The sequence below is a fragment of the Candidatus Xiphinematobacter sp. genome, from assembly GCA_016766635.1.
Lineage (GTDB): Bacteria > Verrucomicrobiota > Verrucomicrobiia > Chthoniobacterales > Xiphinematobacteraceae > Xiphinematobacter.
In genome coordinates this window covers 759985-774922 of sequence record CP068473.1, presented here as the reverse complement: position 1 = coordinate 774922, position 14938 = coordinate 759985, and the positions used below count along the sequence as shown (strand labels likewise).

Annotated in this window: 12 protein-coding genes; 4 read left to right on the top strand and 8 right to left on the bottom strand. The window is 49.9% G+C overall.

The genetic code is table 11. From position 1 onward, the window contains the following. Positions 1 to 432: 432 nt before the first annotated feature. The 4 genes from JMM79_03425 to gatA all read left to right on the top strand — a co-directional run bounded on the left by JMM79_03425 (position 433) and on the right by gatA (position 5953). On the top strand, positions 433 to 2103 hold the full coding sequence (locus tag JMM79_03425; protein QQY08271.1) for an ABC transporter ATP-binding protein: 1671 nt from the start codon (positions 433 to 435) through the stop codon (positions 2101 to 2103). A gap of 28 nt (positions 2104 to 2131) precedes the next feature. After that, positions 2132 to 3652, top strand: coding sequence for a bifunctional phosphoribosylaminoimidazolecarboxamide formyltransferase/IMP cyclohydrolase (gene purH, locus JMM79_03420; protein QQY08270.1), 1521 nt, complete (start codon positions 2132 to 2134; stop codon positions 3650 to 3652). A gap of 561 nt (positions 3653 to 4213) precedes the next feature. After that, positions 4214 to 4501 (top strand): Asp-tRNA(Asn)/Glu-tRNA(Gln) amidotransferase subunit GatC, encoded by a 288-nt coding sequence (gene gatC / locus JMM79_03415; protein QQY08269.1) that lies wholly within the window; start codon positions 4214 to 4216, stop codon positions 4499 to 4501. A 3-nt stretch (positions 4502 to 4504) separates the two neighbouring features. Beyond that, the gene (gatA, locus tag JMM79_03410; GenBank protein ID QQY08268.1) at positions 4505 to 5953 is read left to right on the top strand and encodes an Asp-tRNA(Asn)/Glu-tRNA(Gln) amidotransferase subunit GatA; all 1449 of its coding nucleotides are present in this window, start codon (positions 4505 to 4507) and stop codon (positions 5951 to 5953) included. Between the two features lie 12 nt (positions 5954 to 5965). On the opposite strand, the gene JMM79_03405 is transcribed toward gatA, so the two are convergent. The 8 genes from JMM79_03405 to nusA form a co-directional block, all read right to left on the bottom strand. After that, positions 5966 to 7042 carry a 6-phosphofructokinase gene (locus tag JMM79_03405; GenBank protein QQY08267.1) on the bottom strand — a complete coding sequence of 359 codons (1077 nt, stop codon included), beginning with the start codon at positions 7040 to 7042 and terminating at the stop codon, positions 5966 to 5968. A gap of 706 nt (positions 7043 to 7748) precedes the next feature. Beyond that, complete coding sequence (locus JMM79_03400; protein QQY08266.1) at positions 7749 to 7922, bottom strand: hypothetical protein; 174 nt, start codon at positions 7920 to 7922, stop codon at positions 7749 to 7751. Between the two features lie 145 nt (positions 7923 to 8067). Next, a complete protein-coding gene (locus tag JMM79_03395; protein QQY08265.1) occupies positions 8068 to 8988 on the bottom strand; it encodes a bifunctional riboflavin kinase/FAD synthetase in 921 nt (306 codons plus the stop codon). After that, positions 8985 to 9707, bottom strand: a complete 723-nt coding sequence (gene truB, locus JMM79_03390) for a tRNA pseudouridine(55) synthase TruB (protein ID QQY08264.1) — start codon at positions 9705 to 9707, stop codon at positions 8985 to 8987. Before truB ends, JMM79_03395 begins: the two co-directional genes overlap by 4 nt. After that, positions 9685 to 10695: a bifunctional oligoribonuclease/PAP phosphatase NrnA gene (locus tag JMM79_03385; GenBank protein QQY08263.1), complete on the bottom strand. Its 1011-nt coding sequence runs from the start codon at positions 10693 to 10695 to the stop codon at positions 9685 to 9687. Before JMM79_03385 ends, truB begins: the two co-directional genes overlap by 23 nt. 4 nt (positions 10696 to 10699) lie before the next feature. Continuing rightward, positions 10700 to 11053 (bottom strand): 30S ribosome-binding factor RbfA, encoded by a 354-nt coding sequence (gene rbfA, locus JMM79_03380; protein ID QQY08262.1) that lies wholly within the window; start codon positions 11051 to 11053, stop codon positions 10700 to 10702. A 103-nt stretch (positions 11054 to 11156) separates the two neighbouring features. Beyond that, positions 11157 to 13298 (bottom strand): translation initiation factor IF-2, encoded by a 2142-nt coding sequence (gene infB, locus JMM79_03375; protein ID QQY08261.1) that lies wholly within the window; start codon positions 13296 to 13298, stop codon positions 11157 to 11159. A 281-nt stretch (positions 13299 to 13579) separates the two neighbouring features. After that, positions 13580 to 14875: a transcription termination/antitermination protein NusA gene (nusA, locus tag JMM79_03370; GenBank protein ID QQY08260.1), complete on the bottom strand. Its 1296-nt coding sequence runs from the start codon at positions 14873 to 14875 to the stop codon at positions 13580 to 13582. Between the last annotated feature and the right edge of the window lie 63 nt (positions 14876 to 14938).

The following is a 14938-nucleotide window of genomic DNA, read 5'->3' as shown; positions in this document are numbered from 1 at the left end:
TTATATGGCACCAGAGAAAGAGGAACAGTATTAAGTGCACTCTGCAAGTAACAATAGTCTCTACTGCCTTGCTTGAAATGATCTCCACCATCAACCATTTTCTTATTCTGCTGCTTGGATACCAACTGGTGCCAAGATGGCTGTTACATGGCTGTTGCTAAGGCTAGCCCTGTCCCTTCCACCCTTCTCCCCCAACGCAAAAGATCCCCTTGCCCTGTAGATACAGTAGGCGGAGTTCCCGTAGCAGGTACTCCGTTGGTCTAACAAATCTTGACTATGCCTCGCTCTCCAAAAGCAAAATTTCCCTCTCTCAAATTGGTGAGAGCCTCCTGGACACCTTACCTGCAAATGCTACCCTTCTTGGGGCCGTATCGAAGGCGGTTTGCACTCGGATTAATATGTGGGATCGGGTTCGCATTTGTGAACGGGTGTGTGCCGTTAATTGTGAGATATGTCGGGGAGAAAGTGTTTCGTACAGGAGTCAGTCAAACTGAATTGATACATGCCGCGGAATCCAACCAGGGGGAAAAACTAAGCCTTCCAGTTGTCCTGATTTGCCTGCTTATTCCATTGACAATGCTTGCACGTAGTATCCTGTCCTACCTAAGCACCTATTGCATGCGGTGGGTCAGTCTCCGTCTTTTGACAGATATGAGGCAAACTCTCTTTTTACATTTGCTTTCACAGTCGATGGATTTCTTCAACCAAGCCAGAGTTGGTAAGCTGATTTCTCGTGTGATGCATGATACACGTACGGCCCAGGGAACCCTTGTTTCGATAGCTTCGGAGCTCACCAAGGCTCCTCTCTCCGTGTTGATAGGAGTAGGTGTGCTCGTGCGCATCGACTGGAAATTCAGTTTGACTACTTTCATACTTCTTCCGCTTTGTATCGTACCAGTTCTGATATACGGTAGGAAGGTCCGCCGTGCTGGAAAAGCGGAGGAAAATGAGGTAGGAACCATGTCTGTAATCCTTCAAGAATCTTTCACCGGTATCCGCATGGTCAAGGGATTCGGACGAGAAGTCTACCAGGCTCAACTCTTCAAGAAATCCAGCGAGGCTCAGCTAGAACATAGCCTCAAGATCTGCAGAAGCGCCGAAATCGTCCAGCCGCTCGTCGAAGGCATCTCTGCCTGCGGCGTCTCTCTCGCACTAGTGTACGTGTACTATGGGCAAATGTCAGCCATGAAATTTCTTGCCTTGCTTGTGGGTATCTTCCTTCTTTATGAGCCAGTCAAGAAGCTTAGTAAAATTCCTCTTGAACTCCAGAAGTGTTTAACTTGCGCCAGGGGTATCTTTGACCTTCTGCGATTGAGGCCCTCCACTCGAGACCGATCGGGTGCACAGCAGCTCGTCTATCCTCAAGGCAACATTCAGTTTGAGGGGGTGTCATTTTACTACAAGGCCGGTAAAAAAGCATTGAGCAACATCTCACTCTCGATCCACTCCGGTTGCCAATATGCCCTAGTAGGAGCCAGCGGTGCGGGCAAGACTACCATGCTTTCGCTTTTACTGCGCTTCTATGACCCTCAGGAGGGATATATTCTGATCGATGGGGTGGACATTCGGCACATTACTCAGGAGTCCCTCCGTAGGAACATTGGGTTGGTCAGTCAAGACACTTTTCTTTTTCATGACACGATCTATGAAAATATTCGGTATGGGCGTCTAGATGCCTCTCAAGAAGAAATTGAGGAGGCAGCCAAACTTGCGTTTGCACATGATTTTATTCTCGAGCAACCAGAGGGCTATAACACGACTGTCGGCGACAGGGGATGTCAACTTTCCGGGGGGCAAAAGCAGAGGCTTGCTATTGCACGAGCGGTTCTCAAGGATGCTCCTATTCTGTTACTGGATGAGGCGACGGCGGCATTGGACTCGAAATCTGAGCGCATGATTCAGTCCGCCCTGGAACGCCTAACACAGGGCCGTACGACAATAGCCATTGCCCATCGCCTTTCAACTATTTTAAAAGCGGACGAGATCGTGGTAATGGATTGTGGTCATCTCGTCGAGCATGGATCCCATACTCAGTTACTCCGAAGTTCTGCAACCTACCGCAAGCTCTACGAGTTGCAATTTTCTGCTCATTCTCATTGGTAATGAATGTCTCTATTGTCTCTATTTCCTGATGAAGGTTTCTCGTGCCCTCATTTCCGTTTTTGACAAAACTGGTCTGGTCCCTTTCGCTTCTAGATTGAATGAGCTAGGCGTTGAAATACTCGCCACTAGTGGTACTGCTAGGACACTGCAAGTTGAAGGGATCCCCGTAATAGCAATTGCCGAATTCACTGGGTTTCCGGAAATTCTTGGAGGAAGGGTAAGAACCCTACATCCGAAGGTACACGCTGGGCTACTTTATTTGCGAGAGAAGGAGCAACATGTAAAAGAAGTGCTGACCTATGGAATTCAGCCGATAGATCTTGTAATCGTAAACCTTTACCCATTTGTAGAAACGGCTTCCCGAGGGGGAACCCTTGAAGAGGTTCTAGATCAAATCGACATTGGTGGTCCTTCAATAATCCGCAGCGCTGCTAAGAACCATAGCCATGTAACCGTGGTCACAGATCCGGCGGACTACGTGAATGTGTTGGAGGAGCTTGGGAGGAATGCAGGGGAAACAACACACAAGCTGCGCGAGAGGCTTGCTGTCAAGGCCTTTGCCACCACATCCTCCTACGATGAGAGCATTACTAAATATCTTAGCCGAGAGCAAGCGGTTAGCGACAGGCTCGTGTTGGATCTGCCTCTCGCCCGTTGCCTTGATTACGGAGAAAATCCCCACCAGAATGCGAGACTCTATGGGTCGTTTTTCGACTATGTTAGTCAACTTCATGGTAGAGAACTCTCCTACAATAACATCCTGGACATTAGCAGCTCGGTGGCACTGATCTCAGAGTTTACTGAACCAACTGTAGCCATTCTAAAGCACACAAATCCCTGCGGAGTAGGCTCCGATCCCAGCCTTAAAAGGGCTTGGATGAAGGCCTGTTCCACGGATCGGCCAGCGTCCTTCGGTGGAGTTGTCGTCGTAAACCGTCCGATTACCCTCACGTTAGCGCAGGCTATTTCAGAAATCTTTGTCGAGATTATTGTTGCTACGGGCTTTGAAACGGGGGCCTTTTCTTTTCTAAAAAAGAGAAAAAACCTCCACCTTATGCGGATACTTCAGTGGCCTTCCGTGGAGGCACTGGAAGCCCGTTCTGTACTGGGGAGTATACTTATTCAGGAAGCGGATTCGCCAAACACAGGTGGATTGGAATATAAGGTAGTTTCCTCTCGTCCTCCTAGCCCGAAGGAAATAGAAGCTATGTCATTTGGATGGAAAGTCGTTAAGCACGTCAAGTCTAACGCCGTCGTTTATTCTACCGAGGATTGTACCCTCGGGATTGGAGCTGGACAGATGTCGCGAATTGATGCAGCGAGGATTGCAGCCTGGAAGGCACGAGAGGCTGGGTTGTCACTACGGGGTAGTGCAGCCTGTAGCGACGCGTTTTTTCCATTTGCAGATGGGTTAATTGCAGCCGCTGAGGCTGGAGCAACTACCGTAATACAACCTGGTGGTGCCATGCGAGATCGCGAGATAATCAAAGCTGCGAATGCACGGGGAATGGCTATGGTTTTCACAGGAATCCGGCACTTTAGACACTAATGCCCCCGGTATTACTAGCGGCTCCTACCTTGTTTACTTTACGCAATGCACTAAGAAGAATGGGGGCCCTGGTGAAGGGGGGGGTTGGGTCGTGCCTGCGGCCCTGGGCCAATTTTCTCATCCTGGCTTCTTTAAATAAAAAAGCGGGGGCCCCTCCCTAGCCTCCTAGGTTTGATTTTGCTCTAAGTTGGGGGGTCTGCATTGGTCTCCTTATGAGAGAAAGAAAGGTGTGGACAGCTCTTAGTATGTTGCCTTTTAATCCACCCTTCGCCGCAAAAAACTTCTCCATACCGCCTATCGATGAAATAGTCTCCTCTAACCGTTCAACACGCTCCTCTCCCACCTACCACTTTGTTATGAGCCGTTTACCTCCTATACACCTTCGGAATACTTGGAAGTTCTTGTTCTGGGCTTTACACAGCTGCATTCTTCCTGTTATGTTACGCTGTGGGCGTGCAGGAAGCGAAGTGCCTGTGTCTGATACTGGTTTGACATCAATCCTTTTATAGAGAGGGAACACGTTCTAAAAAGCTTTTTGATGACTTAAACTGGAGATCATCCATGAGTAGTCCACGCTTCAGTGTACATGATGTTGCAGCCCTTGCTCGCATTGCACTCACCGAGCAGGAGGAATCCCTTTTTCAAATCCAGCTAGAGCAAATATTGGAGTGTATAGAACAGCTGAAAGCTGTGGACATCTCCAGTGTGGAGCCAACGGCCCATGCGGCTCCAATATACAATGTCTTTCGTAAGGACAAACCTATAGAGGGCCTGACCAAGGCGGCTGCTCTGGGGAACGCCCCGCTTGCATCCGGTGGGCTGTTTGTGGTGAACAAGGTTGTCGAGTAACCGATGGAGATCACAGCACTGACCTTACACGAACTGCAACGGAAATTTCGGACCAAAGAGCTTCATCCGCGCGACGCTATTAAGGCACTGGAGGAACGCATTGTCCAGGTAGAGCCGAGGGTAAAATCCCTTTTGCATCGGGATATAGAAAGCGCTATGCAACTGGCCGATCGGGCGGACGTTTCGCTTCCATTAGGCGGGTTGCCGGTTGCAATCAAGGATGCCATTCATGTGAAAGGAGATCCTTGCACTTGTGCCTCAAGGATGCTTGCACACTATTGTGCCCCGTATGATGCAACGGTTATTACTCGGCTGAGGGCAGCTGGTGCTATCCTGTTTACGCGGACAAATATGGATGAATTCTCTATGGGATCTTCTAACGAAACCTCGGCCATACAGCCCACCTGTAACCCTTGGGATCTACAGCGTATTCCAGGGGGCTCTAGTGGAGGGTCTGCTGCAGCTGTCGCTGCTCGCGAAGCCTTCGCAGCCCTAGGTTCAGATACCGGCGGCTCTATCCGACAGCCAGCCGCATTTTGTGGCTGTGTAGGCCTGAAGCCAACGTATGGTCGCGTTTCGCGCTATGGACTTGTTGCTCTCGCCTCTTCACTGGATCAAATTGGTCCACTTGCTCGTTCCACACGCGACTGCGCCATGGTGTTTAATGCCATCTCCGGAAATGACCCAAAAGATTCTACCTGCTTGAAATGTCCTCGGGAAGATTTTACGCGTGGGCTTAATCTCAGTGTGAAAGGACTACGTCTTGGTATCCCAAAAGAATATTTCGTAGATGGAATAGATTCTCAGGTGCGATCTGCTGTGGAGAAGGTCATCCAGCAATGCCGTGAGTTGGGCGCTGAGATTATAGAGCTCTCCCTTCCTCATACGAAGTATGCTGTCAATGCATACTACATTTTGGCCACCGCTGAAGCTTCTTCAAACCTTGCTCGATTCGATGGTGTGCGCTACGGCTATCGCGCCGAGGGGCCCAGAAACTTGTTCGATCATTACCGACGTAGCCGTGAGGAAGGCTTTGGAAGTGAAGTGAAACGTCGCATTATCCTTGGCACCTACGTGCTAAGCTCAGGATATTACGATGCCTATTACCTCCGTGCCCAAAGGGTACGTACCCTCATCCGTGAAGATTTTAAAGAGGCCTTTAGCAAGGTAGATGCTCTCATTTGTCCTACGTCGCCAGACGTTGCCTTTCGCTTGGGGGAGCGGAGGGACAACCCTCTGCGTATGTATTTGGCGGACATTTTTACCATTGCTACAAATCTAGCTGGAATCTGTGGTATCAGTGTGCCCTGCGGCTTCGCGAAGTTGGATGGCTCGTCTCTTCCGATTGGAGTTCAATTTCTCGGCAACGCCCTTGAAGAGGCAAAACTTCTTCGTCTTGCCAATGCTTACGAATTAGCTTCCGGATGGACTGCTCACACAGCACCTCTTTAGGCATCCGAGATTCTAATCCCCAAAGGAGATTTCTGAGGCGCGGGCGTCTTGAACTATCTGGCAATCTGGAGGAACCTGCCGAAGCTTATTAACCGCTTCATTAATCGGTACTTCCGTAATATAGTCATCCGTGTAGCTTACCATCATGCCAAATTTACTTTCATGGATGAGTTTGACGGCATGCACTCCGAAACGAGTGCCGAGGATGCGATCTACGGCAGTGGGAGCCCCTCCCCGTTGGAGGTGGCCCAAGACACAGACGCGAGTCTCCTTTCCAGTACGGTTCTCTATTTCGTGTCCCACTACCTCTCCTACTCCACCCAAGCGGTACTCCCCGCCTGTGACAGTATGAAGACACTGTCCTCCTTGCTTTGGACGAGCCCCCTCAGCAACGACCACCATAGTACTTTTTGCTCCAAACTTGTCACGCTGCCTAACTGACTCTGAGATTCTGTCAAGGTCAAAAGGAATCTCTGGAATTAGAATGACATCTGCTCCTCCAGCCATACCTCCATAAAGAGCAATCCAACCCGCATGGCGTCCCATAACCTCTAGGACCATGACACGCCGATGGCTCGTTGCAGTGGTATGGAGGCGATCCATAGCGTCCACTACGCAAGCAACAGCTGAATCAAAACCAAATGTAATAGCTGTAGCTTCTAGGTCATTGTCGATTGTCTTTGGAACGCCCACGACAGGCATCCCGTTTTCAAAAAGTTGCAATCCGGTGGTGAGTGAGCCATCGCCTCCAACAATAATAAGGGCATACAGACCACAGGCATCGAAGGTTTGTCGAACCTTTTGAACAATTTCTCGTGGGATGACAGTTTTATCTCCAGCTCCTATTTTCGCAACAAAGTGCCCCTTATTTGTGGTACCAAGGATAGTGCCACCGAGGTGCATAATGCCTGCGGTGGCGGAGCGGTCAAGTGAAAGAAAATTCCCTGGAGGCAGAAGCCCTTCAAACCCTTCACAGCATCCGAGCACTTCCATTCCATAACGATCCGCACTGCGGGTAACAGCCCTCACGACTGCGTTAAGCCCTGGGCAATCCCCACCGGTAGTCAGCACACTGATTCTCTTTCTCATCTAGTATTGTGTAACGTTCTTTGCATCCCCCTTGCCTGAGGGCGACACTAGTCTCTTCTCTTTCTCGCCACAGGCGAGCAGGCGGGAATCTAGAAGAGAAAATCGTGCCGACGGGACGCCCTCAGGTGATCCTACAATCATACAGCCTCCATCCATACCGTAAAGACGCCAAGCCATCGTTCAAGCAATTATAGTAGATCCCAACAAAAACAACGAGAAGGCGTTGAGGACTAATGGTGTGACCCATCTCCTTCCACGTTGTCCAGTCATGTGGAGGTTGGTCAGCCGTTAGAATGAGGTGCTTTCTAGTGTGTTTATCACAACAATTGTCTATCCCGTTATACGTTTGTAACCAAGAAATCGGTTGGTATTTTGGAGATGGAAAGCATGTGCCGGATTCCCTCGGATGATTTGAATAGGCCGAGAGGCCTGCCTGGCATGGAAGCGGAACTGGGCTTTTGATAGGTATAATAAGCCCAACGAATAATGTCTGCTGCCATTGAACAGCCTTGTTGCCTATTTGTAGGTGGACCATCCGGGTTAGGAAAGTAAGTGCGGTGCATCCCTAAACGATGTGCTAGTGCGTTCATGTGTAAAACAAAGTTCCTTGCCGAGGAAAGGTCCAAAGGATTAGGGTCAGGATCGCGGACGCGTGATCTAATATAGTGGATAGTGTTTGAGTCGCAGCATAATCCGAGGAGAGAATTCATGAAGTCAATCTCCAGTCGAGTGTTACCATTGCAGTGGCAATGGTTGCTAGGCTGCCAATCTGGAATCTGTGCTCGATGTTTCTATCACGTAGGACATAGACGACTTGGCTGTCTGCTACTATGAGCGCGCTTTCCCGAGCCCGAGCTAGTGAGATGGTGGCTAGGAACAAAATGGCTCCTCCACTCAAAAAGGAGCGCGCGCTGTCGAAGCCACGACAGGGCTATATCCGGTTAGGAATTGTTGGAGCATGAGGAGGAGATGTAGTAGATGGGGTGTTTGCCCCACCTCATGGGAGAAAGGGGGTTGGAGGGTGGTTACCTTTGAAGGATGGCCCTAGCAGCACGGACATCTTGTTCAATCTGCGTGCGTAGCAGTTGAGGGCTGGGGAATTTACACTCCTTACGGAGGTAGGCCTCAAAACACACTTCGATGTCTTTTCCATACAAACTGCCAGAATAGTCTAAGAGATAAACCTCCAAAATCCGCTGAGAGGCAAGACAGAATGTTGGGTGGGTACCAATGTTAGTCACACCTGGAAACATGATACCGTCGACTCGTGCATAGACTACATACACTCCGTCTGGAGGGAAGAGCTCGTTTGTAGCCAGGTTTGCGGTGGGAAATCCTATGGAGTGTCCCCTCCCTTCCCCTTTCACAACCGTTCCTAAAACGGTGTACTTACGACCAAGAAATTTGGCAGTAGAATGGAGATCTCCGGATTGGATACAGTCCCGAATGCGGGTACTGCTAACGGCCTTGCCATCTATTTTCACGGCACCAATTTCTGTAACTCGAAATCCGAACTTTGTGCTGAGCTGGCGGAGGAGAAGGACGTTCCCTTCACGTCTCCTTCCGAACAACCAGTTGTATCCAACGCAAATTTCTTGGAGAGAAGGAACGTGCAGACTAAGGAGATGAATGAACTCTGTAGCGGAAAGTGCAGCAAATGCCGCGTTGAAGGATAGGACGAGTATGTGCTCTGCACCAAGTTGCTGTATCAGGCGGATTTTATGAGCTGTGGAAGTTAGGAGACGCAGAGCAGAGGTAGGGTGAAGGAGTTGGGCTGGATGGGGATCAAAAGTTAAAATAAGGCAGAGAGCGTCTCCATATCGGGCATTTTCTAGAGCACGGCGGATAAGTGTTTGGTGGCCGAGATGAACTCCATCGAACACTCCAGCGGCGACTACAAGAGGAGCTGCAATAGCCCTTAGTTCTGAGATAGAGTGGAGGATCATGCGCGCCGAAGCCTGGATACAACCGGAAGGCTAAGAACGCGCCTCTTTAAGAGATCTAAGGAGGAGTTTCTAACTTCTTCTACGGTCGCGGCTCCATGAAGTGAAAATTTCCCAGATCGGGTTCGGCGCAAAGCCTGGAGGTACGCCCCACATCCAAGGAGTGCACCAATATCGTGAGCATAAGTGCGCACATAAAATCCCTTACTGCATTCCACACAAAAATCTATCTCTGGTAACCGAACTGCCAGAATTTTGAAGGCGTGTACATGGACAAAACGGGGTGTCCTTTCGACACTTTTTCCCTCACGAGCGAGTCTGTAGAGACGAACTCCATTTCTTTTAATTGCAGAAACCATGGGCGGTATTTGATAGAAACCTCCAGTGAGTCGGCGGAATGCTTTTTCAATCTGTAGAGCAGAAAAATGCGGTACAGAGCACCTTTCAAGTACCGTCCCTTCCGCGTCCTGGCTGTCGGTGATGCTTCCTAACCGCAGGGTCCCAATATATTCCTTATCCTCACTCATGAGGAGGTCCTGAATTTTGGTCCCCTTGCCTATTGTCGCAAGGAGCAGACCAGTAGCCAAAGGATCAAGCGTGCCGCAATGGCCAACCTTTTTCGTAGAAAAAGCGCGACGGACAATAGCTACGACATCATGTGAAGTCATGCCGGAGGCCTTATCCACGGGTAGTATACCATCAAGTGAGACCTTGGATTTCATGGTAGATAGCAGTAAGAAATTTTTCTCGAATAGAGGGTAGAGAACCACGAATGCATGCCCCAGAAGCAAATGGGTGACCCCCGCCACCGAACTGCATGCAAATTTTACACACATCAATGCGTGTGTCTTTTGACCTGGCACTAATGCGTACCCTAACATCAGGGAGTTCTTCAAAGAAGAGGGCCACTAGAACGTCTTCTACAGAGCGTAAGTGATCGATAATGCCCTCGTTGTCTTCTGGGAAGATCCGAAGATGCTTAAGATCTGAAAGAGAAAGAGAGAAGTGGGCAACAGTGCCATTACAGGAAAATTGGGTGTTATTTAGGGCGTGTTGGAGGAGACGAAAGCAGCGTCTGGGTTGGCTGTGATACATTGCTAGAGAGAGCTTAGTAACTTGGACCCCAGAACGCACGAGATATGCAGCAGACTCAAAAGTATGCTGAGTGGTGCCTGCATATTGAAAGGAACCGGTGTCTGTGGAGATAGCCGCATAAAGGTTGGTAGAAATTTCTGGAGTAAAATCCACTTCCGCATAACGGAAGAGGTCAAAAAGAATCTGCCCAGTAGCTGGAACGGAAGGATCCACATAGTTGAGATCACCGTAGCGCTGATTGCTGACATGGTGGTCAATATTGATCAAGATACCAGGGGACTTGATAGCTGTAAGGGCCTTTCCCAATCTACCGCGAGTGGGACTGTCAAGGACGACTACTCCGTCAAAGGAATGCTTGTCCGTGGGAGGTACCGAAACATAGGAGTGATAGGGAAGGTAGTGAAACCGACTTGGTACTCCATCTTCATTCCAGATGGTCACTTTCTTTCCGAGACTTCGAAGCCAGAGAGCGAATGCAATGGTAGAGCCTAAAGCATCTCCATCTGGTCTGAGGTGACTTGTTACCAGGATGTTTCTAGCCCAATGGAGAGCAGATAGAATCTGTTTAAAGCGAGCATTGGCCGGCGGCTGAGAATTGGATGCCATCGGGCTCATGGCATCAGTCGGAATGGAGACTGGAAAATCCCAATTCATCCATCAGTTTAGTGATGCGAATGCCCCGTTCAATAGATTGATCCGATCGGAAGTGGAGATAGGGAGTGTTCTTGAGAGCTATTCGCTTCGAAATGGCGCGCTGTAGATGAGGACGATGGGATGCTAGAACCCTCAGAGCCTCTTCCCTTTGTTGCTTGTTACCCAAGGTAGTAACGTAAACATAGGCATGCCTGAAATCTGGAGTGGCTTCTACGGAACTGATGGAAACAAGCGGCGCATGAAATCGAAGATCTTTGAGAATCAAGATTCCTAGCTCCCGTCTTAGCAATTTACAAACCCGCTCAATCCGATGTTTCATGCCAGGTGGGTGTCATTTTCTGGAAGGAGGCATTCTTATCGCCTCCACAGCAGCCTGACCAACCCTGTCTAGAGCAAGTGGGGGACCTCCAGATAGGCCTCGTCTATTCCAGGGACTGCTGCGTTTTCTCCAGAATGTAGCACTCAACAATATCTCTTGACAAATATTCAGAGAAATCACCCAGCTTAATGCCGCACTCAAGTCCTGCCCTAACCTCCTTAACATCGTCCTGAAAACGGCGTAGTGTAGCTATACTACCATCATAGATAGGTTGGCTTTTCCGCAAGATCCGAGCCCGCGCGCTACGAATAATACGACCATCCGTAATTACACAGCCGGCCACCTTACCTCTGGAGAGCTCAAAGACCTGCCTCACCTCAGCGTGACCGATAACAGTTTCTCGCAGCTGTGGCTCAAGCATTCCAACCATTGCCTCCCTGATCTGGTCGACAAGCTCATAGATGATGCTAAAAAGCTTGATTTGTATACCCTCACGCTTGGCGATGCTGGAGGCACCGTTCTCCACCTTGGTGCCAAAACCTATGACAATTGCATTGGAGGCACCGGCCAGAAGCACATCCGATTCGGAAATCGGACCTACAGCCGCGTGGATTAGTTCTATGGTGATCCTGTGGCTAGGTATCTCCCTTAGAGAAACAATAATGGCTTCCATGGTACCCTGTACATCTGCCTTCAAAATGAGCTGGAGGGATTTTTTCTGGTCACCAGTGGGATTTCGAAACAGGCTCTCTAGCGTAGCACGTTGTGGAACAACAGCTAGCTTACTAGCACGGAGGCTTTCTAGCTTCTCTTTGCTAAAGGCCTTCGCAGAACGTTCTGAATCTACGACGATTAACTCATCTCCTGCGCTAGGAAGTCCGCTAAGGCCAAAAATTTTAACAGGGGTGGAGGGGCCAGCTTCTCGGATGGGTTTAGCGTCGTCATTAATAAGCTGCCTAAGCTTACCCCAGTGGTTTCCGCAAATAAAGGGCTGGCCAATTTTAATTTTTCCAGTGCGTACAATGAGTGTAGCAGTGGGTCCCCGGCCTGGTTCAAGTTGAGCTTCAATGACAGTACAACGTGCTGGGGTATGCACACTAGCTTTGAGCTCAAGGATTTCTGCTTGTAAGCACATCATGTCTAGGAGCTCATTGATGCCAGTACCCTGAGTGGCGCTTACTGAGACACAAATGGTACTTCCACCCCAATCTTCTGGGGTAAAACCTTGTCCCTGCAATTGTTGTTTAACTCGATCAATATTGGCAGTGGGTAGGTCCACTTTGCTTATGGCCACGATGACAGCAACCCCAGCTGCCTTAGCATGGCTAATAGCCTCGATAGTTTGCGGCATCAAGCCATCATCGGCAGCCACGACAAGGACAACGATATCCGTGATGCTGGCTCCGCGCATACGCATGGCCGTAAAGGCAGCATGGCCTGGAGTATCGAGAAAAGTGATGCGATGGCCGTCCCGTTTGATACTATACGCACCAATGTGTTGAGTAATCCCACCAACTTCTCCGGCAGCGACCTTTGTCTTACGAATGGCGTCTAGCAAGGAGGTTTTTCCGTGATCTACGTGCCCCATAAAGGCAACTATAGGAGCCCGAGGGTCAAGCTCTTCGGAGGCTCTGCCAGTGAAGGAAACTGGGGATACAAGAGTAGAGTGGGGGGCTACCTTACGGTGCCCCTCTCCGGCCTTGCGTTTCTCCCGCTCGAGGCGAAAGCCGTACTTTTCGCAAAGCTTAGATGCTGTATCTAGTTCAACAGTTTGATTGATAGCAGCGAAGATATTTAGTTTCATCAGGTCATAAATGATCTGAAACGGCTTGATGCCAAGTCTTTCAGCAAGTTCTCTGACAACAACTGGTGGCTTGATGTGAAGGACTTTGGTGGCCGGGAAATCCACCCCAGCCTGGGTGTCTTCTTCCACGCCGGTACGGTGCACGGAAACCTTCGGTTTTTCCGATCCTTTGGAAAAAGGAGAGGCAGAAGTTCTAGCAGTGATCGGAGCCAGAGGTCTGAGCTTGGAAGCCTTCCCCTCCCTAGCAGCTTTCTTTTTGGGTGCAATCAGGGAAATGGGCGCAGGGGTCTTGGCAGACAGAGCAGGTGGACCATCCGTTTTCTGCCGAACGGACGCGACATCCTCTGCCTTAGGGAGGGAGGCCTCGTGTTCTCCTCTATCAGAGGGAGCACTACCACCTTTTTCCTTTCTACTGTTAAGTCGTGTGGCCATGGAGCTCATATGCCTTCTTTATATCGCAAGGCTGGATCACTCTCTTATATTCTACTCATCAATTACTAGGACTAGGACATCTAAACTAGGATGTCTAATCTACCACTCTACCGCATATCACGCAGACTCAATCTGCCAACACCCTACCCGGTTACACACCAGCAGAAAGACACAACAGGCCCCTCTCCAAAAAACGCCCAACCGGGAGTTTGCCAGCGGCTCTTCCCATAGTATCTCTATCTCTCTTTTTCTCTGTGTATGCGGGACAGAAATCTCCCGCGTGGTTTTTTCTAAGGCCTCAAACCTGCAAGGGTGGAAGCACCCTGCTGCTGCAAGGTGCCCTTCTGCAGACTTTTTGCAGCCGCCAGAATCTGTGCAGCACGCCCCGCATCCCCATCCAGGATGCCTGCTATATCCTCGGCATCAGACATGGCAACCACTTCTACCGAATTCATTCCGGCGCTAGCAAGAAGAGAGGCGGCTTCCTCGCTGAGACAGAGAGACTCTGCCAGGGAACGAGCGGCCTGCGCTTTTTGGGATTCAAGTGCTTCCTCTCTAGACTTATCCTCCTGGATATCAATATCCCATCCTGTTAACCTAGCAGTCAAGCGAGCGTTTTGACCCTTCCTACCGATCGCTAGAGAAAGGCCCTCTTTGGCAACCGTAATTCGTAATTCTTTCTTGGCTTCATCCATCGCTATACTCTTAATCACCGTGGGACGGAGAGCCTCTTTTACAAATTCCCTTGGGTCAGGATGCCATCGGATAATATCCACTTTCTCATTATTTAGCTCACGCACGATGTTCTTGACACGCCCCCCACGCATACCCACGCAGGCCCCCACAGGATCGACCTTTTCATCGGAGCTGTACACAGCAACCTTGGTGCGGTAGCCAGCTTCACGAGCAATGCCTCTCAGCTCCACAGTGCGATCTGCGATCTCGCTCACCTCAATCTCAAACAATCTACGAACAAAATTCGGATGGCTGCGCGAGAGAATTATCTCAGGACCGCGTGAGCTATTCTCAACTGCAATAACATAAGCACGGATTCGGTCACCAACGCTATATTCCTCAGTGGAGACACGCTCCCACCCTGGCATGATGGCCTCGAATCTGCCGAGGTCAACAATAACATCAGAGCGCTCAAAACGGCGAACGGTTCCACTAACGATCTCTCCCGCTCGGTCCTTAAACTCTTGATAAATCATTTCCTTCTCAAGCTGTCGCAAACGCTGCGTGATAGCTTGGCGAGCAGTTTGAGCTGCGATACGCCCAAAATCCCTAGGAGTGACCTCGACATCCAATTCTTCTCCCAGCTGCACATCCGACTTCAGAAGGCGTGCCCTGGAAATGGCAATCTCATCGTGAGAGTTACGCACGGGATCCGCAGCGATTAACCTAGCCATTGCACGGATATTACCACTCCTTGGATTAATTTCGATACGCAACTCCCTGGTGCCAGCGGTGAAACTGCGCTTCGACGCGGCAAGGAGAGCAGATGAGATAGCTTCCACCAGTACATCCCGACGGATTCCCTTTTCCCTTTCCAAGTAATCCAGAGTTGCAATCAATTCAGCGTTCATAACCGGTATGCACAAAACAAGCCGGGAGGACAGCGGGTATCTTCCCCTTCACTTTTTTCACGC